The sequence below is a fragment of the Vespertiliibacter pulmonis genome, assembly GCF_013377275.1.
GTDB lineage: Bacteria > Pseudomonadota > Gammaproteobacteria > Enterobacterales > Pasteurellaceae > Vespertiliibacter > Vespertiliibacter pulmonis.
On the sequence record NZ_CP016615.1, the window covers coordinates 1,574,100 to 1,600,357 of the forward strand.

At 36.2% G+C, this 26,258-nt stretch carries 22 protein-coding genes and 2 tRNA genes; 18 read left to right on the forward strand and 6 right to left on the reverse strand.

Annotated features, from left to right (window positions below; genetic code table 11):
• The first annotated feature begins 10 nt into the window (after positions 1–10).
• From recJ to dapA, 5 genes are all read left to right on the forward strand, one after another.
• Entirely contained in the window at positions 11–1,726 is a 1,716-nt protein-coding gene (gene recJ, locus A6B43_RS07655; protein WP_124210388.1) for a single-stranded-DNA-specific exonuclease RecJ, read from the forward strand.
• 128 nt (positions 1,727–1,854) lie between these two features.
• Entirely contained in the window at positions 1,855–2,703 is an 849-nt protein-coding gene (locus A6B43_RS07660) for an OmpA family protein (protein ID WP_124210389.1), read from the forward strand.
• 83 nt (positions 2,704–2,786) lie between these two features.
• Positions 2,787–3,608 (forward strand): pyridoxal phosphatase, encoded by an 822-nt coding sequence (locus A6B43_RS07665; protein ID WP_124210390.1) that lies wholly within the window; start codon positions 2,787–2,789, stop codon positions 3,606–3,608.
• Positions 3,605–4,129, forward strand: a complete 525-nt coding sequence (locus A6B43_RS07670; RefSeq protein ID WP_124210391.1) for a GNAT family N-acetyltransferase — start codon at positions 3,605–3,607, stop codon at positions 4,127–4,129. The genes A6B43_RS07665 and A6B43_RS07670 overlap by 4 nt, the downstream gene beginning before the upstream one ends.
• A gap of 105 nt (positions 4,130–4,234) precedes the next feature.
• Entirely contained in the window at positions 4,235–5,122 is an 888-nt protein-coding gene (gene dapA, locus A6B43_RS07675; RefSeq protein ID WP_124210392.1) for a 4-hydroxy-tetrahydrodipicolinate synthase, read from the forward strand.
• 73 nt (positions 5,123–5,195) lie between these two features.
• Here the strand turns inward: dapA and folD are convergent, their stop codons facing one another.
• On the reverse strand, positions 5,196–6,065 hold the full coding sequence (gene folD / locus A6B43_RS07680; RefSeq protein WP_124210393.1) for a bifunctional methylenetetrahydrofolate dehydrogenase/methenyltetrahydrofolate cyclohydrolase FolD: 870 nt from the start codon (positions 6,063–6,065) through the stop codon (positions 5,196–5,198).
• Positions 6,066–6,225: 160 nt separating this feature from the next.
• On the opposite strand from folD, the gene A6B43_RS07685 reads away from it, so the two are divergent.
• Together A6B43_RS07685 and A6B43_RS07690 are read left to right on the forward strand one after the other, a co-directional pair.
• A tRNA-Pro gene (locus A6B43_RS07685) sits at positions 6,226–6,302 on the forward strand.
• Between the two features lie 31 nt (positions 6,303–6,333).
• A tRNA-Arg gene (locus tag A6B43_RS07690) sits at positions 6,334–6,410 on the forward strand.
• Between the two features lie 229 nt (positions 6,411–6,639).
• Here A6B43_RS07690 and ubiG read toward each other — a convergent pair.
• A complete protein-coding gene (gene ubiG / locus A6B43_RS07695) occupies positions 6,640–7,383 on the reverse strand; it encodes a bifunctional 2-polyprenyl-6-hydroxyphenol methylase/3-demethylubiquinol 3-O-methyltransferase UbiG (protein WP_124210394.1) in 744 nt (247 codons plus the stop codon).
• Between the two features lie 252 nt (positions 7,384–7,635).
• On the opposite strand from ubiG, the gene gdhA reads away from it, so the two are divergent.
• Positions 7,636–8,973 carry an NADP-specific glutamate dehydrogenase gene (gdhA, locus tag A6B43_RS07700; RefSeq protein WP_124210395.1) on the forward strand — a complete coding sequence of 446 codons (1,338 nt, stop codon included), beginning with the start codon at positions 7,636–7,638 and terminating at the stop codon, positions 8,971–8,973.
• 82 nt (positions 8,974–9,055) lie between these two features.
• Here gdhA and priC read toward each other — a convergent pair whose 3' ends face one another.
• On the reverse strand, positions 9,056–9,556 hold the full coding sequence (gene priC, locus A6B43_RS07705) for a primosomal replication protein PriC (RefSeq protein ID WP_124210396.1): 501 nt from the start codon (positions 9,554–9,556) through the stop codon (positions 9,056–9,058).
• A gap of 466 nt (positions 9,557–10,022) precedes the next feature.
• Between priC and A6B43_RS07710 the strand changes: the two genes are divergently transcribed.
• Together A6B43_RS07710 and A6B43_RS07715 are read left to right on the forward strand one after the other, a co-directional pair.
• Positions 10,023–11,138, forward strand: coding sequence for a porin (locus A6B43_RS07710; protein ID WP_124210397.1), 1,116 nt, complete (start codon positions 10,023–10,025; stop codon positions 11,136–11,138).
• A 95-nt stretch (positions 11,139–11,233) separates the two neighbouring features.
• The gene (locus tag A6B43_RS07715; protein ID WP_124210398.1) at positions 11,234–11,512 is read left to right on the forward strand and encodes a DUF1294 domain-containing protein; all 279 of its coding nucleotides are present in this window, start codon (positions 11,234–11,236) and stop codon (positions 11,510–11,512) included.
• Between the two features lie 182 nt (positions 11,513–11,694).
• On the opposite strand, the gene A6B43_RS08865 is transcribed toward A6B43_RS07715, so the two are convergent.
• A complete protein-coding gene (locus tag A6B43_RS08865) occupies positions 11,695–11,958 on the reverse strand; it encodes a histidine phosphatase family protein (protein WP_237306971.1) in 264 nt (87 codons plus the stop codon).
• A 145-nt stretch (positions 11,959–12,103) separates the two neighbouring features.
• Here A6B43_RS08865 and A6B43_RS07725 point away from each other — a divergent pair, with 145 nt between their 5' ends.
• Both A6B43_RS07725 and A6B43_RS07730 read left to right on the forward strand, forming a co-directional pair.
• Positions 12,104–12,754: a TIGR01621 family pseudouridine synthase gene (locus A6B43_RS07725; RefSeq protein ID WP_124210399.1), complete on the forward strand. Its 651-nt coding sequence runs from the start codon at positions 12,104–12,106 to the stop codon at positions 12,752–12,754.
• Between the two features lie 149 nt (positions 12,755–12,903).
• Entirely contained in the window at positions 12,904–13,551 is a 648-nt protein-coding gene (locus tag A6B43_RS07730) for an OmpW/AlkL family protein (RefSeq protein ID WP_124210400.1), read from the forward strand.
• A 58-nt stretch (positions 13,552–13,609) separates the two neighbouring features.
• On the opposite strand, the gene fdhD is transcribed toward A6B43_RS07730, so the two are convergent.
• Complete coding sequence (gene fdhD, locus A6B43_RS07735) at positions 13,610–14,452, reverse strand: formate dehydrogenase accessory sulfurtransferase FdhD (protein ID WP_418902968.1); 843 nt, start codon at positions 14,450–14,452, stop codon at positions 13,610–13,612.
• Positions 14,453–14,600: 148 nt separating this feature from the next.
• Between fdhD and fdnG the strand changes: the two genes are divergently transcribed.
• The 6 genes from fdnG (at position 14,601) to lysS (ending at position 24,610) form a co-directional block, all read left to right on the forward strand.
• Positions 14,601–17,666 (forward strand): formate dehydrogenase-N subunit alpha, encoded by a 3,066-nt coding sequence (gene fdnG, locus A6B43_RS07740; RefSeq protein WP_148086831.1) that lies wholly within the window; start codon positions 14,601–14,603, stop codon positions 17,664–17,666.
• A 1-nt stretch (position 17,667) separates the two neighbouring features.
• On the forward strand, positions 17,668–18,570 hold the full coding sequence (gene fdxH / locus A6B43_RS07745; RefSeq protein ID WP_124210403.1) for a formate dehydrogenase subunit beta: 903 nt from the start codon (positions 17,668–17,670) through the stop codon (positions 18,568–18,570).
• Complete coding sequence (locus A6B43_RS07750; RefSeq protein ID WP_124211006.1) at positions 18,563–19,246, forward strand: formate dehydrogenase subunit gamma; 684 nt, start codon at positions 18,563–18,565, stop codon at positions 19,244–19,246. Before fdxH ends, A6B43_RS07750 begins: the two co-directional genes overlap by 8 nt.
• Before the next feature lie 157 nt (positions 19,247–19,403).
• Positions 19,404–20,330 (forward strand): formate dehydrogenase accessory protein FdhE, encoded by a 927-nt coding sequence (gene fdhE / locus A6B43_RS07755; RefSeq protein ID WP_124210404.1) that lies wholly within the window; start codon positions 19,404–19,406, stop codon positions 20,328–20,330.
• 205 nt (positions 20,331–20,535) lie between these two features.
• Positions 20,536–22,965: a DNA topoisomerase (ATP-hydrolyzing) subunit B gene (gene gyrB, locus A6B43_RS07760; RefSeq protein WP_124210405.1), complete on the forward strand. Its 2,430-nt coding sequence runs from the start codon at positions 20,536–20,538 to the stop codon at positions 22,963–22,965.
• Between the two features lie 142 nt (positions 22,966–23,107).
• Entirely contained in the window at positions 23,108–24,610 is a 1,503-nt protein-coding gene (gene lysS / locus A6B43_RS07765) for a lysine--tRNA ligase (RefSeq protein ID WP_124210406.1), read from the forward strand.
• 101 nt (positions 24,611–24,711) lie between these two features.
• On the opposite strand, the gene A6B43_RS07770 is transcribed toward lysS, so the two are convergent.
• Entirely contained in the window at positions 24,712–26,244 is a 1,533-nt protein-coding gene (locus A6B43_RS07770; protein ID WP_211329678.1) for a phosphoethanolamine transferase, read from the reverse strand.
• Positions 26,245–26,258: the final 14 nt, after the last annotated feature.

Genomic DNA, 26,258 nt, shown 5'->3' on the forward strand with positions numbered 1-26,258 from the left:
AAATTATAGAATGAATAAACTCATCAAACGTCGTCCGTTATTAACGGACGAATGTATATCCGATCACCCGTTATTAAACCGTATTTATCAAGCTCGAGGAGTAAAATCTCGAAAGCAATTGGATTTATCATTAAAGGGAATACATAACCCAAATCAACTGGCTAATATTGAACAAGCGGTCGAATTATTGTTTCAAAGTTATCAACAGCAAGAAAGAATAGTGATTGTAGGAGATTTTGATGCTGATGGGGCAACTAGCACGGCTTTAGCAATATTAGCTCTACGTCAATTTGGCTTTCAGAACGTGGATTATATCATTCCTGATCGATTTTCTCAGGGATATGGATTAAGTATTGATGTTGCACAAATGGTTATAGAAAAAGGCGTTGATTTGGTCTTAACCGTAGATAATGGTATCTCGTCTTTTCAGGGAATCGATTTGTTGAAATTTCATGGTATAAAAGTGCTGATCACGGATCACCATTTACCAACAGATTCTTTACCTAATGCTGATGCGATTGTGAATCCAAATCTAGCAACGTGCGAATTTCCGTCTAAATCATTAGCTGGTGTGGGCGTTATTTTTTATGTAATGATTGCGTTGAGAGCAAAGCTACGTAAAGAAGGTGCTTTCAAAACTAAAGAACCAAATATTTCAGAATTACTTGATCTAGTTGCATTGGGAACGGTTGCAGATGTTGTTCCCCTTGACCACAACAATAGAATTTTAGTATCACAAGGGTTAAATCGTATTCGTTCGGGACAGGCTAAAGTTGGTATTCAAGCACTAGCTGAAGTGGGTAAGCGTGAGTTATCAAGTTTGCAAGCCAGTGATTTAGGATTTTCCATTGCACCACGTTTAAATGCAGCGGGTCGGCTAGAGAATATGTCTCTTGGCGTTGAGTTATTGATTTGTGAAAATTTAATGACGGCACGCCAGCTAGCATTAGAATTAGATTCACTTAATCAAACTCGTAAGGAATTTGAACAAGAGATGAAAGCTGAAGCTCTAGCAATTTGTGCAAAATTGCCAAATTTAATAGATTACTCAGTAGCAAGTGGCATTATTTTATTCCAAGCTGATTGGCATCAAGGCGTTATTGGTATATTAGCCTCTCGGATAAAAGATCAATTTAATCGTCCTACCATCGTGTTTGCGCAAGAAGATGAGCAAAGCGAGTTATTGCGGGGGTCTGCCCGTTCAATTATTGGGGTGCATATGCGTGATTTGCTTGAGCGGATTGATACAAATTACCCCGATTTAATTATTAAATTTGGCGGCCATGCAATGGCAGCAGGGCTAACGATTGCTCGAGAAAAACTTCCTCAATTTGAACAGGCTTTTAATAATGTTGTTCAAACATTTATTGAGCCAGAACAGTTACAAGGTATTATTTATACTGATGGTGAATTGCAAACTAATGAATTGAACCTTGATACAGCAGAATTATTAAAACAAGCGGGTCCTTGGGGGCAACATTTTTCAGAGCCTATATTTGAGGGTGATTTTAAAATTTTACATCAGAAATTAGTAGGGCAGAAACATTTGGCATTAATTGTTGAAAGTAGTGAAGGTATGCAAATTGATGCAATCTGGTTTAATATTGATTTAAGGCAATATCCTGATTATTCAATTAAATCAGCCAAATTGATTTATAAATTGAATATAAATGAATTTCGAGGAAATCGAAATTTGCAATTATTAGTAGAAGATTTATCTATTTAAATAATAATCAAAAAAGCTAGAATAAAAATTTTTAGTAGTGTAAAATCTGCTGAACCTGTATGCCAAATGATGGTAATACGAGTAATCTAAATATTTTTATACAACAATTTTCAAAAGGAACACCTTAAATGAAAAAAACAATTCTTTCTCGCGGATTACTATTAACCAGTATTGCGCTTGCAGTCACTGCTTGTGGTAACTTAAGTAAAGTATCTGACGAAGGGACAACTGAAAACCCAGTATTCCCAAAAATTTCTGAATCAGAATTTAACCACGATGGCTCACAATTTGGTTCTTGGCCAAACTGGGAGAATGTTCGCCAAATCGAACGTGGTATGAATAAAGATCAACTTTATTACTTAATTGGTCGTCCGCATTTTGAAGAAGGATTATATGGTGTTCGTGAATGGGATTACGCATTCAACTACCGTGAAAATGGCGTACATAAAATCTGCCAATACAAAATTTTATTTGATAAAAATATGAATGCACAAAGTTTCTATTGGTATCCAAATGGTTGTAATGGTAATTCATCATTTAATTTAAGCGGTGATTTCTTATTTGACTTCGATAAAGATACTTTAACCGTAAAAGGTAAAGAAGTTGTTGATAATGTTGCTGGTCAATTAAAAGCATCAGGCGCACAACAAGTTAAAATTGCAGGTTATACTGACCGTTTAGGTTCTGAGCAGTATAACTTAAATCTTTCACAACGTCGTGCAAATATGGTTAAAGCTCGTTTAGCACAACAAGGTGTTGTTGCACAAATGGAAGCAGTAGGCTATGGTAAAGCACATCAAGTAAAAGCGTGTGATGGTGAATCAGGTCAAGCATTAAAAGATTGCTTACGTCCAAATCGCCGTGTAGAGATTTCTGCAAATGGTGGTGTATTAAAGCAAAATGAAAATGGTAACGTTGCAGGTCCAAATGGTCCAGCACCGCTTTATCAAACGCCAGCGTACAATGGTAATAAATAATTTACTAATGGATAAATTAGCGTTATAAAATAGAAAGGGTGAGAAATCATCCTTTCTTTTTTTATATAGGTAGGAGAACTTTTATGGATTATCAAGCAATTGCATTTGATCTTGATGGAACGTTGCTATCTAATCAAGGCTCAATTTTAGAGTCAAGTAAGAGAGCAATTAAACAAGCTCAATTGTTAGGGTTAAAAATCTTTATTGTTACAGGGCGTCATCATACTGCAGTTCGTCCGTACTATATAGAGTTAGGATTAGACACGCCCGTTGTTTGTTGTAATGGCACATATCTATACGATTTTAAACACGATAAAGTATTATGGGGTAATCCATTAACAACAGAGCAAGCTATGTTGTTAATTCGTTCTGCCCAAGAAAAATCGCTACATCTTGCTGTTTATACACGTGATAGTATGACTTATGAAATGCTTAATACACATTTCACAAAATTACTGGCTTGGGTAAATAGTGTTGATTCATCTATCCGCCCCGATGTTCGCCAGGTTAAATTTGATGATTTATTAGATGGCAATTCTATAATTTGGAAAGTGTTAGTTAGTAATCCTGATTTAGATAAAATGCAAAAATTTGTTGATAACCTACCGCTTGATCAATTTAGTGCTGAATGGTCTTGGGTTGATCGTGTTGATATTACAGCTCAAGGTAATACTAAAGGTGCTTGTCTAGCAGAATTGTTAAAATTGGAAGGAATTTCACCTGAAAAGGTTATTGCTTTTGGTGATAATTTCAACGATATAAGTATGCTGTCTTTGGTAGGAATGGGGATTGCAATGGGTGAATCAGATCAAGAAGTACAAAAAAGCGCTAAAAAAGTGATTGGCTCACATAATGAAAATAGTATTGCTTATGCTCTAACAGATTTATTAAAATTTGAGAAATGATAATCAGAAAATCAAAACAAGAAGATTTTAAACAGATTTTATCTATTTATAATCAAGCTATTCCAACACATCAAATTACAGCAGATCTGGAATTTGTTACAGAAGAAAATCGTCAGCAATGGTTTGATTTTCATTTACAGAGTGAAAAATACCCACTTTGGAGTGTAGAGGAATATTCAGGTGTAGTTGGTTGGTTTAGTTTTTCTCCTTTCTATGAACGATCAGGATTTGTACATACAGCTGAAATTAGCATTTATTTTGATCAATCCGCTAAAGGAAAAGGGTATGGCTCTCAAGTTGTTCAATATATGCAAAATGTGATGTTAGACTATGAGATTAATACTCTAATGGCGTATATTTTTGAGTTAAATCGGGTAAGTATTGATTTAATGAAGAAACATCATTTTGAATGCTGGGGGCGCTTTCCAAACATTGCTAATATGGGAAGGTCAATAGATGGCTCAGAAAAATGGCGAACGTTAGTAGCAATGGCCTTTCAAAAAGGAGTTATAAGCGATTAGATTTATTATTTTTTTGCAAATAGTCAAGAAATTACTTGCATATTGCAGTGTAATTTTGCAATCTGTTTAACGAATAACGCTATAAAAAATAGACAGGAGAGAAAAATGTCAGTACCTTTATTTTCAGGCAGTATCGTTGCATTAATTACCCCAATGTGTGAGGGGGAAATTGATTTTGGAGAATTAAAAAAATTAATTGAATTTCATATTGAGTCAGGTACGCACGGTATTGTTCTTGTAGGCACAACGGGAGAATCAACTACACTTACTATTGATGAGCAAGTTAGATTGATTCGTAAAGGTGTAGAGTATGCAGCAGGGCGAATTCCGATTATTGCAGGTACAGGTTCAAATTCAACTAATGAAGCAATCACTTTAACTAAATTGTTAGAAGACAGTGGTATTGTGGGGTGTTTAAGTGTGGTACCATATTACAATAAACCAACCCAAGAGGGAATGTACCAACATTTTAAAACGATTGCAGAATGTACGAAATTACCACAAATTTTATATAACGTACCAAGTCGTACAGGCAGTGATTTAAAGCCCGAAACAGTTGCGCGTTTAGCGAAAATTTCAAATATTATTGGGATTAAAGAAGCAACAGGTGATCTTGGTCGTGTAACTGAAATCAAACGATTAGCGGGTAATGAATTTATTTTCTTAAGTGGCGATGATGCAACTGGGCTTGAGTCTATTAAACTTGGTGGCCAAGGTGTTATTTCAGTTACCAACAACCTTGCAGCAGCAGATATGGCAAAAATGTGTGAATTTGCTTTGGCTGGACAATTTGATGAAGCAGAGAAAATAAATAATCAGCTAGTCGATTTACATCGAGATCTATTTATTGAGGGTAACCCTATCCCTGTAAAATGGGCAGCGTATAAAATGGGGTTGATTTCTCAACCAAGTTTGCGTTTGCCATTAACTGTATTATCTGAAGAAGCACAGCCTAAAGTCATTGCAGCATTAGAAAGTGCAAATCTACTATAAGATTTATTTTAAATATGTAAAAGGCTCAATCTTTTATGAATAATTGAGCCTGTAAATTGTAAGCAAAATCTAATTAGAAATTATCGCTGTTATATTGAATATGATTTTCATAGGCTTGCAGTGTATTTTGCATTAACATTGCAACAGTCATTGGCCCTACGCCACCTGGTACAGGTGTAATAAAGCTGGCTTTTTCTAATGCCACATCAAATTCAATATCACCGATTATTTTATTATCAACACGGTTAATGCCGACATCAATGACAACAGCCCCTTCTTTTATCCATTCTCCCTGTATAAAACTAGGTTTGCCTATGGCAACGATTAAAATATCTGCTTGGCGGATATGAGTTGCTAAATCAAGGGTAAAGCGGTGAGTTACTGTTACGGTACAGCCCTTTAACAGTAATTCCAATGCCATTGGGCGACCAACAATATTTGATGCGCCAACTATAACAGCGTGTTTGCCGAGAAACTCAATTCCAGTTTTTTCAAGTAATTTTATAATTCCATAAGGCGTGCAGGCTCGTAGTGTTGGGATACGCTGACATAACCTGCCAATATTGTAAGGGTGAAAGCCATCAACATCTTTATCTGGACAAATAGCGTCAATAATTTTAGTGCTATCAATGTGTGGCGGTAGTGGTAGTTGAACTAAAATACCATCAATATTTGGAGCATTATTTAATTTATTGATAAGAGAGAGAATCTCAGTTTCTGTCGTTTGTTCTGCGAGTTCATAAGTGTAAGATTGAATACCTACTTCTGCACAGCTCTTACGTTTGTTTTTTACATAAATTTGTGAGGCGAGATCACTGCCAACTAAAATAACAGCCAGCTCAGGTTTGCGTCTCCCTTGACCATGAAAAGCTGAAATTTTTTGTGCAATTTCTTGCTTAATTTGATAAGCGAGATCAGAACCTGAAATAATTTGTGCAGACATACGAGCCCCAATAAGGAAAATGTTTATTATTCTCTCAAAAAAAATGAGTATTGATAAGTATAATTTATCTTAATGTTTAAAGAATAGCCATTTAAAATCAAGTAGATAGAAAATGATTGACGAGGTATTAAAAGAAATTATAATAGTGTCATCTTTTAGTCGGCGAGTAGCGCAGCTTGGTAGCGCAACTGGTTTGGGACCAGTGGGTCGTAGGTTCAAATCCTATCTCGCCGACCACTTCTAAAGCATCATATTTATTTCTTACTACGCGCCCTTAGCTCAGCTGGATAGAGCAACGCCCTTCTAAGGCGTGGGTCAAAGGTTCGAATCCTTTAGGGCGTGCCATTTTAACTTTCGATACATTAAAATATACTTTATTTTTATTGGAATAATTTCGTTCATAATGATATTGATTGGTGTAGTACAAATGGTAAGAATTGTCCAATCTCCAATATTAAATAAAGCTCAGAAATGGCAAAGGCTATTCGGAAAAGTTGATAAAAAATATTAAAATCCCGTTTTACGGGGATATTTATAGCTTAGATGAGGATATCTTTTATTATTTTTCTGAACATTATATGTTAGCTAATGAAAAGTTATTATGTGTTAGTGTTGCAATATAATTACAGCTTACATCTTTATTTAACCAAAATTTTTCGGTAATAGGATTAAAGTGGTAACCGATTATTTCACTACATCGCAATTTTGCATCATCGCACCAAGAGAGTAATTCAGCTGGTTTGATAAATTTATCAAATTCGTGAGTACCTTTAGGAAGTAGCTTTAACACATATTCCGCACCAATAATAACTAGTGCATAGGCTTTTAAGGTTCGATTAATCGTAGAAAAAAAGAGTATGCCGTTTGGTTTGAGCAGTTGTTGGCAACTTTTAATAATAGACAATGGATCAGGAACGTGCTCTAACATTTCCATGCAGGTAATCACATCAAATTTTTCTGCATTACAAGCGGTCTGATTTTGTAAAAAATCTTCAATAGTAATCTGTTGATAATCAATTTCTAAGTTTTGTTGCTGTGAATGTTGTTTGGCTATATTCAGTGGCTCAGTCGTCATATCAATTCCAGTAACGATTGCCCCTTGTTTTGCCATACTTTCACTTAATATGCCTCCACCGCAACCAACATCAAGCACTTTTTTGCCAAACAGTCCGTTCGCTTTTTCACTAATATAAGCTAAACGTAATGGATTAAGTAAATGAATCGGCTTGAAGCTACCTTGCGGATCCCACCAAGTTTTTGCCATTTTTTCAAATTTTAGAATTTCTAGTTGATCAACATTATTATCATTATTTTGCATAGTAAGTCGCTCCTTATTTGGTAATTATTAGCGATGATTTTACTCTAATTCTGCTTACAAGCGGTTATTTCTTGCCAAATTTTTGCAAAAAGAGTTATCTGATGAAATATTGTTCATAAAAATTATATTTAATTAGTTTTTTTAATTTATATAATTAAAAATTATAATAAGTGATTGCAAATCAAAAATGCTTTGATAGAATCAAAAAGGTTAAATACAACAAATAATAATTATTTTATACAGAGGTGAATTATGAATGACTTAAATGTTTTATTTCAGCAGATCAAACAGCGTGATCCAAATCAGTATCCATTTCATCAGGCAGTAGAAGAAGTTTTCGGTAGTCTTGCGCCATTTTTAGCAAAAAATCCACAATATACCCAATATGGATTACTCGAGCGTTTAGTTGAGCCAGAACGAGTGATTAGCTTTAGAGTTAGTTGGGTTGATGATCAAGGAAAAGTACAAGTTAATCGAGGCTATCGAGTGCAGATGAACTCGGCAATTGGACCATATAAAGGCGGATTGCGTTTTCACCCAACGGTAGATTTAGGCGTGCTAAAATTTTTAGCATTTGAGCAGGTATTCAAAAATGCATTGACAACTTTGCCAATGGGTGGCGGCAAAGGTGGCTCAGATTTTAATCCAAAAGGAAAGTCTGATGGCGAAGTGATGCGTTTTTGCCAAGCATTTATGAGTGAACTATTTCGTCATATTGGTCCCAATACTGATGTACCTGCGGGAGATATTGGTGTTGGCGGACGTGAAATTGGCTATCTATTTGGGCAATATAAAAAATTACGTAATGAGTTTAGTTCTGTCTTAACAGGTAAAGGCCTCACTTGGGGAGGGAGTTTAATTCGCCCAGAAGCAACGGGCTACGGCACAGTTTATTTTGCTGAAAGTATGCTAAATACCAAAGGACAAACGATCGAAGGTAAAGGGGTTGTTATTTCAGGTTCTGGAAATGTTGCACAATATGCGGCAGAAAAAGTTATACAAAAAGGTGGCAAAGTTTTAACGTTATCTGATTCAAATGGCTATATATTTTTCAAAAATGGAATGACACAAGAACAATTGATTGCATTACTTGAATTGAAAAATGAACGCCGGGAGCGTCTCTCTGTTTACGCAAAAGAGCAAGGAGTAGCTTATTTTGAAGGACAAAAACCGTGGAATGTGTCGTGTGAAATCGCTCTACCTTGTGCAACTCAAAATGAACTGGATATCAATGATGCAAAAATGCTACTTAAAAATGGCTGTATTTGCGTAGCAGAAGGGGCAAATATGCCCTCAACATTAGATGCAGTGGGAATATTTACTGGCGCTAAAATTTTATATGCACCAGGTAAAGCATCAAATGCAGGTGGAGTTGCAACATCAGGCTTAGAGATGAGCCAAAATGCAATTCGCCTTTCTTGGGGGAGTGAGGAAGTTGATCAACGCTTATTTAATATTATGGAGAATATCCATCAAAGTTGTGTGGAAAATGGTACGCAAGGCGATGGTTATGTAAATTATGTAGACGGTGCAAATATTGCTGGTTTTAAAAAAGTGGCAAATGCGATGTTAGAGCAAGGCATTGTTTAGTAATTGCTTGGTTAGTCTCTAATATACCCCCTGTAATATCAGGGGGTTATGCTATTAAGAGCAAGATTAGTTGTAAGTGCTGTTATTTGCACTCTTCAATAGCCTGAATACATTTCATTTTACGATATTCAGTTTCTTGAATTTTTCCTTCAAAAAAATGTTTTTGTTCAATAGTTGTGCTGTTATGGCTTTGTTCAATAAGCCAACTAATTTTATCATTTAAGGCTCTTAATGCTTTTTGATATTCTTCTCGGCGTTTGTAAGCGGGTAGATTAGCTATATTTTTTGCAAATGATTGACCTGATTTAAATACAGGGCGTTGGTGTGAGGTTTTTTGTTGTAATTTAGAGATTTGTTTTCTTAATAAATCGAATTGGCGAATTAGTCGTTGAGAATAGAATTCAGCATAGATTGGTTGAGATTGTTTACTTAGTTGTTCACAGCTTTCCTCAATTTCTGCTACAAAATCGGCAATACGTCCTTTAGATAGAATAAAAATATCAGATGAAATTTCGATTTTATATTCTAAAAAAGGCGTAAACAGCTCGCATTGTGTTTTTATTGATTGTGAAAAGTTAGTCATATTACCTGTCTTTCAGAAATTTTTGCCATTATAAAAGTTGTTTTTTAGTTTGCAATAGATTATTTGTAGTTTGAAAAATAAACTAAAAATAACCTTTTTTATAAAAATGTGATATATATCACATTTTCATGGAACTTTTTTAAAAAATAGGGATTTAAACAAAATATTTTATATTTCAATGGGTTACGATATTTTTTGGAGCGGTGCTGGTGTAAGTAGAAATAATTTTTATTATAACAAATTTGGTGGCTTTATTCTAAGTTATTGTTTTTAAATGAATATTCTCTTATTCTTAAAGAGCGTTTTAATTATTGACATAAAAAAAGGTTTCTGACACTATTTGATGGCAATTTGCATTTACCCAATCTTACAATGGATGTAAATGAATAGCAGAGCTATGGTGGTTACTCTTATACCTTATCGAGAGTAATTTAACTAAACAACAATAATATTTAAGGTGAACAATATGAAAAAAACACTAGTAGCATTAGCAGTAACAGCATTCGCAGCATCAGCATCAGCAACCACTGTTTATGATCAAGATGGTTCTAAAGTTGATTTTTATGGTTCTCTTCGTTTACTTTTAGATAACGGAAATGCAAAAGCAGATGGAGCTAAGACAGAAAAACATACTAATTTACATAATGATGGTTCACGTTTTGGCGTTAAGGTAAAACATAATATTGCTGATGATTTCTATGCGCTTGGTCGTGTAGAATTCCGTTTTAATCAGAAAAAAGGTGACCTTGAGAGAACAACAGATGAATTTGGTGATTTATATGCACATCGTGCTTATGTAGGATTCGGTAGTAAGGAGTTTGGTGAGTTAACATTTGGTCGTCAAGTACTTATTGGTGATGATATTGCACAGGCAGGTTTTGATAATAATTACGGTGCGCTGGATTCAACGTTAGCAACGAGTAGCAAAGCTGCAATTCGCTATGATTATAAAGGCATTGAGGGTTTACAAATTGGTTTAGATTATCGTTTTGCTGAACAACGTGATGCAGACACTTATGAAGTATTAACTGATAAATTAAAATCAGGTTATAGTGTTGGCGGTATTTATAGCTTTGATGTAGCTCAAGGTCAATCAGCAACGGTTGCAGCGGGTTATAGTCGTGATAATTATGCAACAGGTACAGATGTGAAAAGCCATAAAGATGCTTACCAAGCAGGTGCATCATATACGATTGATGATTTAACTTTAGCGGGCGATTATGCTGGTTCATTTAAGAAAACAGGTGCTCAAAAAGAGCGTTTCAATGGTTTCAGTGTGGGTGCTAAATATCAAGTAATGCCTGAAATTGCACTTTATGGTAACTATGGACGTGCAGTTAAAAAAGATAAAAACATACCGAAAAAAGATGATAATGGCAAAAAATTCATCGCAGATGTTAAAGAAGTTACAAATACATTTATGTTAGGTACGGAATACCAAATTCATAAAAATGTATTTACTTATGTTGAAGGATCGATCAGTAAAATTAAAACCGAAACGAAGAATAAAGAGACTGGCAGTTTTGAGAAAACTAAAACGACTGAAAAAAATATCGGTGTTGGTTTACGTGTAAGCTGGTAATAATTTATTACTTAGTGAATAATAAAGGCGAGTACTTGGTACTCGCTTTTTTATTAAAATATATTAGAAAAATATTTTAATAGGATTAAACATAAATGAATGAACATTGGGGGCTATATTTAACGTTTTATTGGCTATTAATAAATATTCTTAGCGGTTATTTTATGTATATTGATAAACGTAGGGCTGTTAATAGTTTATGGAGAATTTCCGAATTTAATTTACTATTTTTATGTCTGCTTGGTGGGTTTGCAGGGACTTTTCTGATAATGAAATATGCACGCCATAAAACCTTACACTGGCAATTTCATTTTGCAGTTATTTTATCTGCATTGATTTGGGAAGTGGGAATACTTTTTTGTTTGTTTTATTAAACCAAATAAGCGGTAAAATAAATTCTACTTTTGCAAATTTTTTAATTATCTCACCGCTATTGTTGTTTAAGTTTTTATTCGAGATGTTTAGTTTAAATGATCGGTATTATTAAATTCGGATAGAGGTATTGACGATAAACTCGTGTTTTTTAGCATTACGAAAATTGTGCCAATGAATTCCTTTAAGTATTGCGGTTAATAGTGTGAGGGTTAAGCCGTGAGAGGCAATTTTGTTGATATTCAGGGTGATTGATAAGGTCTGCAATCATTTTTCCTTCCCATAAGCCAAAGTTAAGTTCATTCAATCCTTTATGGTGTAGATGTAAAATATTCCGATTACCAATAATATAGTCAGCAGTGTCTTGAGCTCGTTTCATTAGACTTGAATAGTAAGCACTAAATGGAATTTCTGGGAGAGTTTTGCCTGTTAGTTTAGCACCAAGTATTCCTTTTTCGGTGAGTGGAGAATCCCCCCAACTTTGTAATAGCCCTTTTTTGTTCCATTTGTACGACCGTGTCGAATTAAATAAACTTGTAATGCCATTTTTCTTTCCTATATTATATTAGCTCAATTTTTTAAGAGTATAACAAATGAATAATGAATTTTCAGTGGTTTATCGTCATTCAGATTTTGTGATTATTGATAAACCTGCGGGAGTAAGTGTACATCGTGATGAACAAGCGGTCGGATTAACTGAAAAAGTAGCAAATCAATTAGGGGTGGAAAAAGTTTGGTTAGTCCATCGACTAGATAAAATTACCTCAGGTTTACTTATTTTAGCATTGTCTAAAACGGCAGCAGTTTATTTTTATGAATTATTTGAACAACATCAGATTCAGAAAATTTACCTTGCATTAGCAATTCAAAAGCCCAAAAAGAAGCAAGGAAAAATTATTGGTGATATGGTTCGTACCCGTAATGGTGCTTGGAAACTGTGCCAAAGCAGGGTACAGCCAGCGATAACTCAATTTATTTCTTATTCTCTTGAACCAAATTTACGGTTATTTATATTACAACCTAAAACGGGTAAGACTCATCAACTTCGAGTAGCGATGAAAAGTCTAGGTAGCCCTATTTTAGGTGATATGCTTTATGGAGGAAAATTAGTAGATCGTGTCTATTTACATGCATATAAATTAATTTTTAACTATGGCAGTGAGCAAATTATTGTAGAAAGATTTCCTAAAATGGGGGAAATGTGGCATAAAATTTCAGAGATTGCGTTGGATCAAATTCTTTAAATTCATACTATTGGATTAAATATAAGTAGGGTGAGAGTTAAGATATTATTTGATATGTATCAAAACAGTTTTTAGGGAGAACTCTATAATAAGTTCCACATAACAATTAGTTATGATTTGAAATTATTCTTCTAGAAGGGGATTCTAAAATGAAAAAATCGGTATTGGCAGTTGCATTAAGTGGAGCATTATTAGCAGGTTCAGCATTAGCTCATGAAGCAGGAAATACTATTTTCCGTGTGGGGGGTGTATTTGTAAATGCGAATTCGCAATCAAAAACAACAACCTCAGTGCCTGTTACATTAGACGTTAATAATAATGCACAAGTGGGTTTAACCGCAACGTATATGGTAACAGATAATATTGGTGTAGAATTATTAGGCGCAACCCCTTTCTCTCATCGAATTACCGCTTCTGTTCCTGCGGCAAATTTAGGATTAGGTGAAGTCGTTAAAGTAAAACATTTACCACCAAGCCTTTATGCACAATATTATTTCTTAGATAAAAATTCGGGTTCAAGACCTTATATTGGTGCTGGTTTAAACTATACACGTTTCTTTGGGGCTAAAGCGTTAAACCCAGCAATTACAAATCTACAAGTGAAAAAGCATTCGTTTGGTCCAGTAGCGAATATAGGTATTGATGTTAAATTAACCGATAATCTATCATTTAATACAGCGATGTGGTATACCCATATTAAAACTAAAGCAAAATTCACAGCATTAAATGCAGATCATGAAGTTAAGATTAAACTTGATCCTGTAATCTTTTTCACTGGGCTTTCGTACAAATTCTAATGAAGGTTTATTAGGTTATTTAAATAAATTTGCCACCCATAGGGTGGCTTTTTTATGTTTATGGAAGCAACAAGCGGTGTTTTCCAGAATAAATTGTTGTTTTATTTTGTCGAGTATAAGCGAGTAGAGTAAAGTTATTTTGTTGTGCAATATTAACTGCCATTTCGGTTGTAGCCGAAATGGCACAAAGCATTTCAATCCCGCAAGCTAAACATTTTTGCACCATTTCAAAACTTGCTCGGCTAGTTACAAAAACGAAGCCAAGTGGTGAATTCGCTTTAGCGTGCCAGCCAAGTAATTTATCGAGTGCAACGTGTCTACCGACATCTTCACGGATAGCTAGTAATTTTCCTTCTGATGTAAAAAAAGCAGCTGCGTGGCTTGCACCAGTTTCTTTTGCTAATGATTGGCTTGCTTCAAGTTGAGTTAAACAGCCATTTAGAATAATAGGGTCAATATTTTGCAAGCGGTTAGATAATGGTAAAAATTGACAATTTTGTCGCACTTGTTCTAGTTGTTCAACGCCACAAATGCCACACCCTGTTCGACCTGCCATAGAACGGCGTTTTTCTTTCAAGTTCATAAATTGACGGCTACTAATTTCGAGCTGAATTTCGATTCCGTTGCAGGTTTCAATAATATCTAATCCAAACAGCTCTGATTTATTATTTAGGATATTTTCCGCAAGTGAGAATCCTAATGCAAAATCTTTTAAATCTTGTGGAGTACACATCATTACGGTGTGAGAAATACCGTTATAAGTGAGAGCAACAGGGACTTCATAAATGACATTATCTGACTGTTCTCTGCAGTATAAAGAACCATTCTCAATTATAACTTGACTTACGTCAATAGAAGATGAAATTTTCACCATACCCTCTTTAAAAAATACGTTATTCATAGTTTATTTTGCCAAAAATCAGTATCATCGGTGTCTTAAATTTTTGCAAATTTTGTTGAATAGGATTTTATCACCGTATTAGATCGATGATTCAGCAAAATTTGCGTTTTTGATTAAATTTATCATAGAAGTATGATTTGGAGTGATTATGCAGGTCAATAGAAGAAAATTCTTTAAGATCTGTGCAGGTGGTATGGCTGGGACTTCTGCTGCAATGTTAGGGTTTGCACCCGCAACAGCGTTAGCAGCGCCTCGCGAATACAAATTATTACGTATGCGGGAAACACGTAATACCTGTACATATTGTGCCGTAGGTTGCGGTATGTTGTTATATAGCTTAGGCGATGGTGCAATGAATTCAAAGGGCAAACTTATTCATATTGAAGGAGACCCTGATCATCCAGTTAGCCGTGGTGCATTATGTCCGAAAGGAGCTGGTGCATTGGATTACGTTAATAGTGATCGCCGAGTTAAATATCCTGAAGTACGTGAAGCGGGTTCAACCGAGTGGAAACGTATTTCTTGGCATGAGGCGGTTGAACGTATCGCTCGTCATATTAAGAATGACCGAGATGAAAATTTTGTTGAGAAGAATGAGAAAGGTGAACCTATTAATCGGTTAATGACAACAGGTTTTCTTGCAGGCTCAGCATGTAGTAATGAAACAGGGATTCTTACTCAAAAATTTGTGCGTTCTCTTGGTATAATTTATACCGATAACCAAGCGAGTATCTGACACGGACCAACGGTAGCAAGTCTTGCTCCATCATTTGGTCGCGGTGCGATGACTAATCACTGGGTTGATATAAAAAATTCTGATCTTGTTATTGTAATGGGCGGTAATGCTGCAGAGGCTCATCCTGTTGGATTCCGCTGGGCAATTGAAGCGAAGAAACAAAATGGTGCGAAGTTAATAGTGGTTGATCCACGTTTTAACCGTACGGCTTCAGTCGCTGATATTTATATGCCATTACGCTCAGGAACGGATATTGCTTTCCTTTCAGGGGTTATTCGCTATCTTCTTAAAAATGATAAAATTCAACACGAATATGTAAAACATTACACGAATGCTGCATTTTTAGTGAATGAGAATTTTAAATTTGAAGATGGGCTATTCTCTGGTTATGATGAAACCTCTCGTAAATATGACCGTTCAACTTGGGGATACCAATTTGATGAAGAAGGTCAGCCAAAACGTGATTTAACCTTACAACATCCACGTTGTGTGATTAATTTATTGCGTGAACACGTTGAACGCTATACGCCTGAAATGGTTGAGCGTATTACGGGGACGGCGCAAAAAGATTTCAATATATTCTGTCAAGAAATTGCAAAAACTTCTGCGCCAGATAAGGCAGCAACGTTCCTCTATGCGTTAGGTTGGACACAACATACTGTTGGTTCACAAAACATTCGTACAATGGCGATGATCCAGTTACTTCTTGGTAATATTGGTGTGTCAGGTGGTGGGGTCAATGCGTTGCGTGGGCATTCAAATGTACAAGGTATTACTGATTTAGGGCTATTCCCACATACATTGCCTTCTTATATTCCGTTGCCAACAGAGAGCGATACCAATTTAGATAGTTTCTTAGCTCGAATTACGCCAAAAACGATGTTAAAAGGTCAGGTCAATTACTGGCAACATACACCAAAATTTATGGTGAGTATGCTGAAATCGTTTTATGGCGATAAAGCCACTAAAGATAATGAGTTTGGTTTCCACTATTTACCAAAATTGCCAAAAGGCGGTACAGACCAATTCCGTTACATAGAGGATATGTGTCACGGCAAAGTGAATGGTTTATTTTGCCAAGGAATGAATCCAGTTGCTTCATTTGCAAACTCAGGCAAAATTGTTAAGGCATTAAGTAAACTGAAATATTTGGTTATTTTGGATCCATTAATTACAGATACTTCAGAGTTTTGGAAAAACTTTGGTGAGTTTAACAATGTGGTGACTGAAGATATTCAGACCGAAGTTTTCCGTTTACCAACAACGTGTTTTGCTGAAGAAGATGGTTCAATTGCAAATTCTGGTCGTTGGTTACAATGGCATTGGAAGGGGGCAGAACCACCAGCAGAAGCAAAAACGGATGGTGAAATTTTATCGGAATTGCGTGCGGAATTGATTCATTTGTATAAAAAAGAAGGTGGAAAGGCACCGCTTGAGCCGTTAGAAGCAATGTGTTGGGATTATCTCAATCCACTTGAGCCAAAAGCCGAAGAAGTTGCTAAGGAATTAAATGGTTATGCACTTGAAGATTTAAAAGATGCAAGCGGTAATATTATCTTGAAAAAAGGTGAATTACTTTCAAGTTTCGGCCAAATGCGTGATGACGGTACAACATCAGGTGCGTGTTGGATTTATACGGGGCAGTGGACGCAGAAAGGTAACCAAATGGCGAATCGAGATAACTCGGATCCGTCAGGTTTAGGTAATACCTTAGGTTGGGGGTTCTCGTGGCCATTAAATCGCCGTATTTTGTATAACCGTGCAAGTGCAGATTTAGCAGGTAATCCATTTAACCCTAAACGTCAGATTATTAAATGGAATGGTAAAAACTGGAACTATGTTGATGTTGCAGACTTTGGTACTGCACCACCAAATAGCCCAGCTCTACCATTTATTATGCAACCTGAAGGGGTAAGTGGCTTATTCGTGCGTGAACGTATGGCTGATGGTCCATTCCCAGAGCATTATGAGCCGATTGAAACGCCAATTGGTACAAACCCATTACATCCGAATGTGATTTCTAGCCCAGTGGCTCGAATCTTAGAAGGAGATAAAGCGGATATTGGTACAACAGCAGAATTTCCTTATGTCGGTACAACTTACCGCTTGACCGAGCATTTCCACTTTTGGACTAAAAACGTGTTATTAAATGTAATTGCACAGCCAGAACAATTTGTGGAAATTGGTGAGGGGCTTGCTGTAGAGAAAGGTATTAAGCACGGTGATGTGGTAAAAGTTACTTCAAAACGTGGTTATATTAAAGCTGTTGCGGTAGTTACTAAACGTATCCGCACCCTGATGGCAGACGGTAAGCCAATTCATACAGTTGGGATTCCAATTCACTGGGGATTTGCGGCAACAACGGGAGCGAAGAAAGGATTCTTTGCAAATAATCTGTGCATACGAGCAGGCGATGCGAATACGCAAACGCCAGAATCAAAATGTATGTTGGTGAATATTGAGAAAGTGGAGGCTTAAAATGGGTACAGTTCAATCTCAAAACATTATTAAAGCTTCTGCAACATCAGGCTTAACCGCACCTCCACAGGTGCGGGATCACCAAGTCGAAGTCGCTAAGCTCATTGATGTGACAACCTGTATTGGTTGTAAAGCATGTCAAGTTGGTTGTTCAGAATGGAATGATCTTCGTGCCGAGCCTGAAAAATGTGTAGGGGTATATGATAATCCTGCAGATTTAAATGCAAAAGCATGGACGGTAATGAAATTCAATGAAGTGGAAGAAAACGACCGCTTGGAATGGCTGATTCGTAAAGACGGCTGTATGCACTGTGCGGAACCTGGGTGTTTAAAATCATGTCCATCACCAGGAGCAATTATTCAATATGCTAATGGTATTGTTGATTTCCAATCAGACAAATGTATTGGTTGTGGTTACTGTATTGCAGGTTGTCCGTTTAATATTCCTCGCATCAATCCAGAAGATAATCGGGCTTATAAATGTACACTCTGTTCTGATAGAGTGAATGTGGGGCAAGAACCTGCCTGTGTGAAAACCTGTCCTACTGGTGCTATTCGTTTTGGTAGCAAAGAAGAGATGAAGCTGTATGCAGAGCAACGCATAGCAGACTTGAAATCTCGAGGGTATGAAAATGCAGGTTTATATGATCCGCAGGGTGTTGGCGGTACACACGTAATGTATGTGCTGCATCATGCAGATCGTCCGGAATTATATTCGGGGTTACCGAAAGATCCGAAGATTGATACAACGATTACGCTTTGGAAAGATGTATTAAAACCTGTTGCAGCGGTTGCGATGGGCGGATTGCTATTAAGTGAAATTGCACATTACGTTGCTGTTGGTCCAAATACAGAAGAATTGGATGAACATGATGATGAAGTATTAGGAGGCAATGATGAATAATATTAAGATCAAAAATGATCAACGCATTCTTCGTCATAAATTACCTGCTCGTTTAAGCCACTGGCTGTTGGTAATTTGCTTTTTAATTACAGGCTGTTCTGGTCTTGCATTCTTTTTTCCTGATTTTTCTTGGCTAGTGGAAATTTTAGGAACACCACAATTAGCACGTTTTGTGCATCCATTTACTGGAATTGTGATGTTTATTGCTTTCTTGAATTTGGTGGTCATCTATTGGCATCATAATATTCCAGAAAAAAATGACTGGGTATGGCTCAAAAACATCAAAGAAGTCCTAAAAGGAAATGAACATGCAGTTTCTGATAATGGTAAATATAACTTAGGTCAGAAAATGCTGTTTTGGACATTGATTGTAGCAATGTTTACTTTGTTGGTAACAGGGTTTATTATGTGGCGACAATATTTTGCCCATAATTTTCCAATTCCAGTTATTCGTATTGCAATTTTACTCCATGCAAGCTGTGCATTTATGCTTTTTACAGGTATTATGGTTCATGCTTATATGGCGTTTTGGGTTAAAGGCTCAATTCGTGGAATGGTTGAAGGCTGGGTAACTGTGCGTTGGGCTAAAAAGCATCATCCACGTTGGTATCGTGATGAAGTTTTACCAGAAATTAAAAAAGAGCTGGAAGAACAGAAATCAGCAAAAAATCAATAATAGAATGCGGTCTTAAGACCGCATTTTTTATCACTACAAGCGGTTAGAATTGAGAAATTTTTGCCATAATTTGATACTTTAAGCAACTTTGTATTATGAATACCCACGTTGCCAGAAATTAGGCTAAAATAGAATAAATTTTTATTAGGAATATATTATGGGCATTAGAATTTTACCCGATACAGAAATTAAGCAAGTGGCAAGTTCTTTTCAGCATCCGCCATTACTTTTTGCGAATCCAAAAAATCTCTACCAACGCCGTGCTAAACGGTTACGTCAGCTTGCACAAGACAATCCATTTGGGGATTATTTAATTTTTGCTGCAGAGTTAGTTGATATTCAGTTAGACTTGTTAGATAGCCACCCGATTGCAAATATATCAGCAGATCTCACCGCTTATTTAACGCAAAATTTGGGCCAAAAACCGCTGAATGTGAAGCAGTTTACTCGTTCTCCTGAGTGGCGTGAATTATTGCAAGCCTTCATTGATAAGTGTAAAGCGAAAGAAAATCTATCAGAAACGGTTTTAGATAATTTAGAATGGTTAGAAAAAGCCTCAACATCAGAGATAGAACAATTAGCAGATCATTTATTAAATGAGCGTTTTTCAGACGTTGGTGCAGATAAAGCTGTTTTTTTATGGGCAGTATTATCACTTTATTGGGTGCAACTCACTCAACAATTACCTCGTAATGCGCAGGCAGAATATGGCGAACATCGTCAAACTTGCCCTGTTTGTGACTCTGCTCCAGTAGCAAGTGTTGTACATTTTGGTGATACCCAAGGATTGCGTTATTTACACTGTGCTTTATGTGAAAGCGAATGGAATGTAGTTCGAGCAAAGTGTACTAATTGTGAACAAACAGGTAAGCTAGACTATTGGAGTTTAGATAGTATTGATTCTGCGGTAAAAGCAGAAACCTGTGGCGATTGTGAAAGCTATCTTAAGGTGATGTATCAAGAAAAAGATCCTCACGTCGAAGCCGTTGCTGATGATCTTGCTACACTCTTTTTAGATGCAGAAATGGAGCAAAAAGGTTTGGCTCGCAGTGGGTTAAATCCATTTTTATTTTTAGTAGAATAAATAGAGCATATTCACATCTTATCGTTAATATAAACGCAGGCATTGCTTGCGTTTTTTAATGACAAAATTTAGCTAAATATCACCGCTTGTTTAGTTGTTTGCGTGGGTTAAAAGCCCTTATCTAATTCCCTAATTGTCCTTTTTCTGCTATAATCTTACTCATTTTTGGCATTTGCCGAACCCTTTTTTATGAATAGGAATAACAATGACTGAGCAAAATCAATCAAATTATGATTCTTCAAGTATTAAAGTCTTACGAGGACTTGATGCAGTGCGTAAACGTCCGGGAATGTATATTGGCGATACAGATGATGGAACGGGTTTACACCATATGGTATTTGAAGTAGTTGATAATGCGATTGATGAAGCATTAGCAGGGCATTGTGATGAAATTATCGTGACTATCCATTCGGATAATTCAGTATCCGTGCAAGATGATGGTCGAGGTATTCCCGTTGGTATTCACGAAGAGGAAGGTGTGTCAGCTGCTGAAGTGATTATGACTGTACTTCACGCTGGTGGTAAGTTTGATGATAATTCTTACAAAGTCTCAGGTGGGTTACACGGCGTAGGGGTATCGGTAGTAAATGCACTTTCTGCTAAATTACAACTCACAATTCGTCGTGAAGGTAATGTACATGAGCAATTTTATAGTTTAGGCGAGCCAGATGCTCCTTTAACGGTAATTGGCGAAACAACAAAAACAGGTACGACAGTACGTTTTTGGCCAAGCTATGAAATTTTTAAGAATAAGACAGATTTCGAATATAAAATTTTAGCGAAACGATTACGTGAGCTCTCGTTCTTGAACTCAGGTGTCGCTATTACCTTAATTGATGAGAGAGAAGGTAAAGAAGAGCATTTTGAGTATGAGGGTGGAATTCGTTCTTATGTCGAATATCTTAACGCAGGTAAAACCCCAATCCATTCTACGCCATTTTATCTTTCTACGGAAAAAGATGGTATCGGTGTAGAGGTGTCTTTGCAATGGAATGATAGCTACAATGAGAATGTATATTGTTTTACGAATAATATTCCCCAACGTGATGGCGGTACACATTTAGCAGGCTTTCGTGCTTCTTTAACTCGTTCATTAAAACATTATATGGATGCAAGCGGTAAAATTAAAAAAGCCGATGCAAATATTGATGCTTCGGGTGATGATGCTCGAGAAGGCTTAGTAGCGGTAGTCTCAGTAAAAGTTCCAGATCCTAAATTTTCTTCACAAACAAAAGATAAATTAGTTTCTTCTGAAGTGAAAGGCGCTGTTGAAAGTGCGATGAATGAAGCACTACAAATCTATTTACTTGAAAATCCAAGTGATGCACAAAGCATTGTAAACAAAATTATTGATGCGGCACGAGCAAGGGAAGCTGCCCGTAAAGCTCGAGAAATGACTCGCCGTAAAGGTGCATTAGATTTAGGGGGGCTGCCTGGTAAACTTGCAGATTGCCAAGAGAAAGATCCCGCACTTTCAGAGCTTTACTTAGTGGAGGGGGATTCTGCTGGTGGATCAGCAAAACAGGGGCGTGATCGCAAAAACCAAGCAATTTTGCCCTTAAAAGGTAAAATTCTCAATGTAGAAAAAGCACGTTTTGATAAAATGCTTTCATCACAAGAGGTTGCGACACTAATTACTGCTTTAGGTGCGGGAATTGGGCGAGATGAATATAACATTGAGAAATTGCGTTATCATAAAATTATCATTATGACTGATGCGGACGTAGATGGTGCACATATTCGTACATTATTACTTACTTTCTTCTATCGTCAAATGCCAGAGCTAATTGAACGAGGCTATATTTATATTGCTCAACCACCTTTATATAAAGTGAAAAAAGGCAAGCAAGAAAAATATATTCAAAATAGTGAAGAAATGCAGCAGTATGAGTTAGCCATTGCATTAGATGGTGCAGAGCTTTATGTAAGTGAAAATGCTCCTGCATTAAGTGGTTTAGCACTAGAAAATTTGATTATAGAGTTTAATACTGTTCAGAAATTGTTTGAACGTCTTTCTTATCGTTATCCATTAGCAATTTTGAATAATTTGTTAGACCAGCCAATGTTCTCGGTTGAATTTGCAAAAAATGAGTCTAATGTATCCGCTTGGGGAACTAATTTAGTTAATATGCTAGTAGCGAATGAAAGTAGTGGTAGCAGCTATCGTGCCGAAATGTCTTATAATAGTGAACGGCATATTTATGAGCCGCAAATTGTGGTAACAACTCACGGTATTGATACAACGTATACGTTAGATTTCAACTTTATTTCAAGTAATGAATATGCTCGGATTGCAAAATTAGCAGAACAGTTGCGTGGTTTACTTGAGCCAACCGCTTATGCAATGCGAGGCGAGCGTAAACAGCCTGTAAGTAGTTTTGCAGAAGCAATTGACTGGTTTGTGAAAGAATCTCGTAAAGGTTTGACTATTCAGCGTTATAAAGGATTGGGAGAAATGAACCCTGAGCAATTATGGGAAACGACAATGGATCCTGTAGTGCGTAAAATGTTGCAAGTTACCATAGTTGATGCCATTGCCGCCGATAAACTTTTCACTACTTTAATGGGCGATGATGTTGAACCTCGCCGAGATTTTATTGAAAGTAATGCCTTGTATGCGAATTTAGATATCTAATTATCAAAACCCTGAAATTTCAGGGTTTTGATAAATTTCTTTCCATAGCTTACCGCTTGTTTTCTACCAAAATACAAGAAAATCGCTTATAATCTCCCCTTTTATGGAAACGAATTCTTTTAAAAATTTTTAAGGTAACAAAATGTCTGAACAAGAAAATCAAGAACTTGATCTGAACGGTGAAATGCTTGCTCGCCGTGAAAAATTGAACCTACTACGTCAGCGTGGTAACCCTTTTCCAAATACTTTTCGTCGTGAACATTTAGCCAAAAATTTACATAAAAACTATGGTGATATTGAGGGCGAAGCGTTAAAAATTCAAGAAATTCCTGTAGTTGTAGCCGGACGCATTATGTTACGCAGGGCGATGGGAAAAGCAACATTTATTACCATTCAAGATGTTAGTGGTGAAATTCAGCTTTATGTTGCCCGTGATAATTTACCTGAAGGTGAGTATGAAAATACGGTAAAATTACTTGATTTAGGCGATATTGTCGGCGTAAAAGGTGTTTTATTTAAGACAAAAACGGGTGAATTAACTGTCCGTGTGAGCGAATTAGAGTTACTCACTAAGGCTTTGCGTCCCTTACCTGATAAACATAAAGGTTTAACTGACCAAGAAACTCGTTATCGTCAGCGTTATCTTGATTTAATTGCTAATGAAGAATCTCGCCGAGCGTTTATTATTCGTTCAAAAGTTGTGTCGGGTATTCGTCAATTTTTCCTTGAAAAAGATTTTATTGAAGTTGAAACGCCAATGTTACAAGTTATTCCTGGTGGTGCAGCGGCGAAGCCTTTTATTACACATCATAACGCATTAGATGTAGATATGTATTTACGCATTGCACCAGAGCTTTACTTAAAACGTTTAGTGGTAGGTGGGTTTGAGCGAGTATTTGAGTTAAACCGTAATTTCCGTAATGAAGGGGTCTCTGTTCGTCATAATCCAGAATTTACGATGATTGAGTACTATCAGGCCTATGCTGATTATCACGATTTAATGGATAATACTGAAGAATTGTTACGTCGTTTAGCATTAGATATTTTAGGTACAACAGATGTTCCTTATGGCGAATATATGTTCGATTTTGGCAAGCCATTTGAGCGTATTACTATGCATGATGCGATCGTAAAATATGGCAATGGCATTAAACGTGAAGATTTAGATAACTTTGAAAAGAGTGTAGAAATTGCTAAAGGATTGAATATTGAGATCCAAAAATCGTGGGGGTTAGGTTCTATAGTTAATGCAATTTTTGAAGAAGTTGCAGAGCATCAATTGATTCAACCAACTTTCTTAATGGCTCACCCAGCAGAGATTTCTCCATTAGCACGTCGTAATGATGAAAATCCAGATGTAACCGACCGCTTTGAATTATTTATTGGCGGACGTGAAATTGGTAATGGTTTCTCAGAATTAAATGATGCAGAAGATCAGGCAGAGCGTTTCCAAGCACAAGTTGAAGCAAAAGAAGCAGGTGACGATGAGGCAATGTTCTATGATGAAGATTTTGTAGTCTCACTTGAACACGGTTTACCACCAACTGCTGGAGAAGGATTGGGGATTGACCGTTTAGCAATGATTTTTGCTAACGCACCTTCAATTCGTGATGTAATTTTATTCCCAGCAATGCGCCAGAAATAATGATTATTTAAATCTCATATAATTTGATGGTAAAAGGGGAAAACAACAAGCGGTTGTTTTCCCTTTATTTTTTACAAACTTTTATCTAAAGTTACCGCTTGTTAGCGCTTTTTTATAACAATCGCAGGATCAACAGGGGTATTAAATTGCTCAATAATGTTTTTTAAACCGTAATCATCGCTATCATTTTGAGGACTAAACAGATCAACATTTGGATTAAGTTTTTCATTTTCAATACCAATCCAGTTGGCGATACCATCTGTGAAGTTTAATCCTGATTTAAAGGCTTTATAAACTTTTCGTTGGGTATCATCGCTGGAAATTTTAAAGAGTGGGATATTCAAATGCAGGGGGCTTTTAGTCATATTCAGCATATCAATATTATTCTCACTAATAGCATGTGATAAACCGTGATCAGCAAAATAGATCATTGAGAATGTTCGTCCATTTTTTTGCTGATTGTATTGTAATCCTTCATAAACTTTACGGATAAATTCATCAGTTTTCTTAATAGAGGAAATATAACAGTTTAGATTATGATATTTTTTGTCGATATCATTTTCATTGAAGATAGTTGTATAATCGGTAAGACGATCGCAACTGAGTGGGTGAGAACCGTAAAGATGTAAGACAATAAAACGTTTTGTCGATGTCTTTTGTTGGATAAGTTGTTCAAATTTGGGTAGTAAGGCAAAATCACTAATATTTTGGCTAAATGAATCTCCCGATTTTGTAAAAAATTTCTCATCACTTTTATTTGCAAGGGAAGAAATTGGTGTGTCAAAAATGCCTAAGTAGCCTTGATTGGATAGCCAATAAGTTTGTAAACCTGCGGATTTAACTAAATCAACCAGACTTAACGCATAATGACCTTCCCATTTTTTAGGATTTGGTTTGGTTAACATGACTTTAAGAGAAGCGATCGTATTTGTTCCGCCTGCAGTTAAGCCATCAATTAACGTACCATTAGCGTGGCTCATAAACGGGGTATTTTCAATAGGGTAGCCATAAGCGTGATGGTAATCTCTCCTTGCACTTTCTCCAATAATTAAAACGTAATCATCGTAGATTTTTTGATTCTTCAGTTGTGATTTCCCCCAGCCACTTTCAATATTCATTGTATTGAGCCATTGTAATTCTGTTTTAACTTTTGTAATAGAATCTATCCCTTCCGTTATAAATTTTGCAATGGGAGAAACGAAGAAGAAAAGAGTAAGACTTAAAGTAACGAAAGTTTGGTTTCGTTGAAACTGAATATGAAATTTTTTACATAAGGCTCGAATTATGAATAGCGATAATAAGCTAGCAACTGCTAATATTATATCGTAAAGAGGAAGTTGGGCTAAAAATTCACGGCTTTCTTGTAGGTCTGTGGCGAATACTGATGCGACATATTGGTAAGACGGTGGACCAAAGTTTATGCCGATCGGCATATAAGTAATATAACACAAACTTATGGGCAATAGTCCGAAGTAAAATGATTTAGCTGATCCACTAAATAAAAGAATAAATAGGCTAAAAATAGTAATAACGACGAAATCGGCTTGGGGAAAAAAGCCTGATCCAAGCAACATGGAATAGCTTGCAAAAATAGCTAAGCTAATTAAGGTAATAAGGACAAAAAATCGTTTCATTGAAAGTATGTAAA

Excerpts from the sequence above, each read along its gene's own strand:
- recJ (WP_124210388.1), top strand. The coding sequence starts at position 11 with ATGAATAAACTCATCAAACGTCGTCCGTTATTAACGGACGAATGTATA.
- A6B43_RS07660 (WP_124210389.1), top strand. The coding sequence starts at position 1,855 with ATGAAAAAAACAATTCTTTCTCGCGGATTACTATTAACCAGTATTGCG.
- A6B43_RS07665 (WP_124210390.1), top strand. The coding sequence starts at position 2,787 with ATGGATTATCAAGCAATTGCATTTGATCTTGATGGAACGTTGCTATCT.
- A6B43_RS07670 (WP_124210391.1), top strand. The coding sequence starts at position 3,605 with ATGATAATCAGAAAATCAAAACAAGAAGATTTTAAACAGATTTTATCT.
- dapA (WP_124210392.1), top strand. The coding sequence starts at position 4,235 with ATGTCAGTACCTTTATTTTCAGGCAGTATCGTTGCATTAATTACCCCA.
- folD (WP_124210393.1), bottom strand. The coding sequence starts at position 6,065 with ATGTCTGCACAAATTATTTCAGGTTCTGATCTCGCTTATCAAATTAAG.
- ubiG (WP_124210394.1), bottom strand. The coding sequence starts at position 7,383 with ATGCAAAATAATGATAATAATGTTGATCAACTAGAAATTCTAAAATTT.
- gdhA (WP_124210395.1), top strand. The coding sequence starts at position 7,636 with ATGAATGACTTAAATGTTTTATTTCAGCAGATCAAACAGCGTGATCCA.
- priC (WP_124210396.1), bottom strand. The coding sequence starts at position 9,556 with ATGACTAACTTTTCACAATCAATAAAAACACAATGCGAGCTGTTTACG.
- A6B43_RS07710 (WP_124210397.1), top strand. The coding sequence starts at position 10,023 with ATGAAAAAAACACTAGTAGCATTAGCAGTAACAGCATTCGCAGCATCA.
- A6B43_RS07715 (WP_124210398.1), top strand. The coding sequence starts at position 11,234 with ATGAATGAACATTGGGGGCTATATTTAACGTTTTATTGGCTATTAATA.
- A6B43_RS07725 (WP_124210399.1), top strand. The coding sequence starts at position 12,104 with ATGAATAATGAATTTTCAGTGGTTTATCGTCATTCAGATTTTGTGATT.
- A6B43_RS07730 (WP_124210400.1), top strand. The coding sequence starts at position 12,904 with ATGAAAAAATCGGTATTGGCAGTTGCATTAAGTGGAGCATTATTAGCA.
- fdhD (WP_418902968.1), bottom strand. The coding sequence starts at position 14,452 with ATGAATAACGTATTTTTTAAAGAGGGTATGGTGAAAATTTCATCTTCT.
- fdxH (WP_124210403.1), top strand. The coding sequence starts at position 17,668 with ATGGGTACAGTTCAATCTCAAAACATTATTAAAGCTTCTGCAACATCA.
- A6B43_RS07750 (WP_124211006.1), top strand. The coding sequence starts at position 18,563 with ATGAATAATATTAAGATCAAAAATGATCAACGCATTCTTCGTCATAAA.
- fdhE (WP_124210404.1), top strand. The coding sequence starts at position 19,404 with ATGGGCATTAGAATTTTACCCGATACAGAAATTAAGCAAGTGGCAAGT.
- gyrB (WP_124210405.1), top strand. The coding sequence starts at position 20,536 with ATGACTGAGCAAAATCAATCAAATTATGATTCTTCAAGTATTAAAGTC.
- lysS (WP_124210406.1), top strand. The coding sequence starts at position 23,108 with ATGTCTGAACAAGAAAATCAAGAACTTGATCTGAACGGTGAAATGCTT.
- A6B43_RS07770 (WP_211329678.1), bottom strand. The coding sequence starts at position 26,244 with ATGAAACGATTTTTTGTCCTTATTACCTTAATTAGCTTAGCTATTTTT.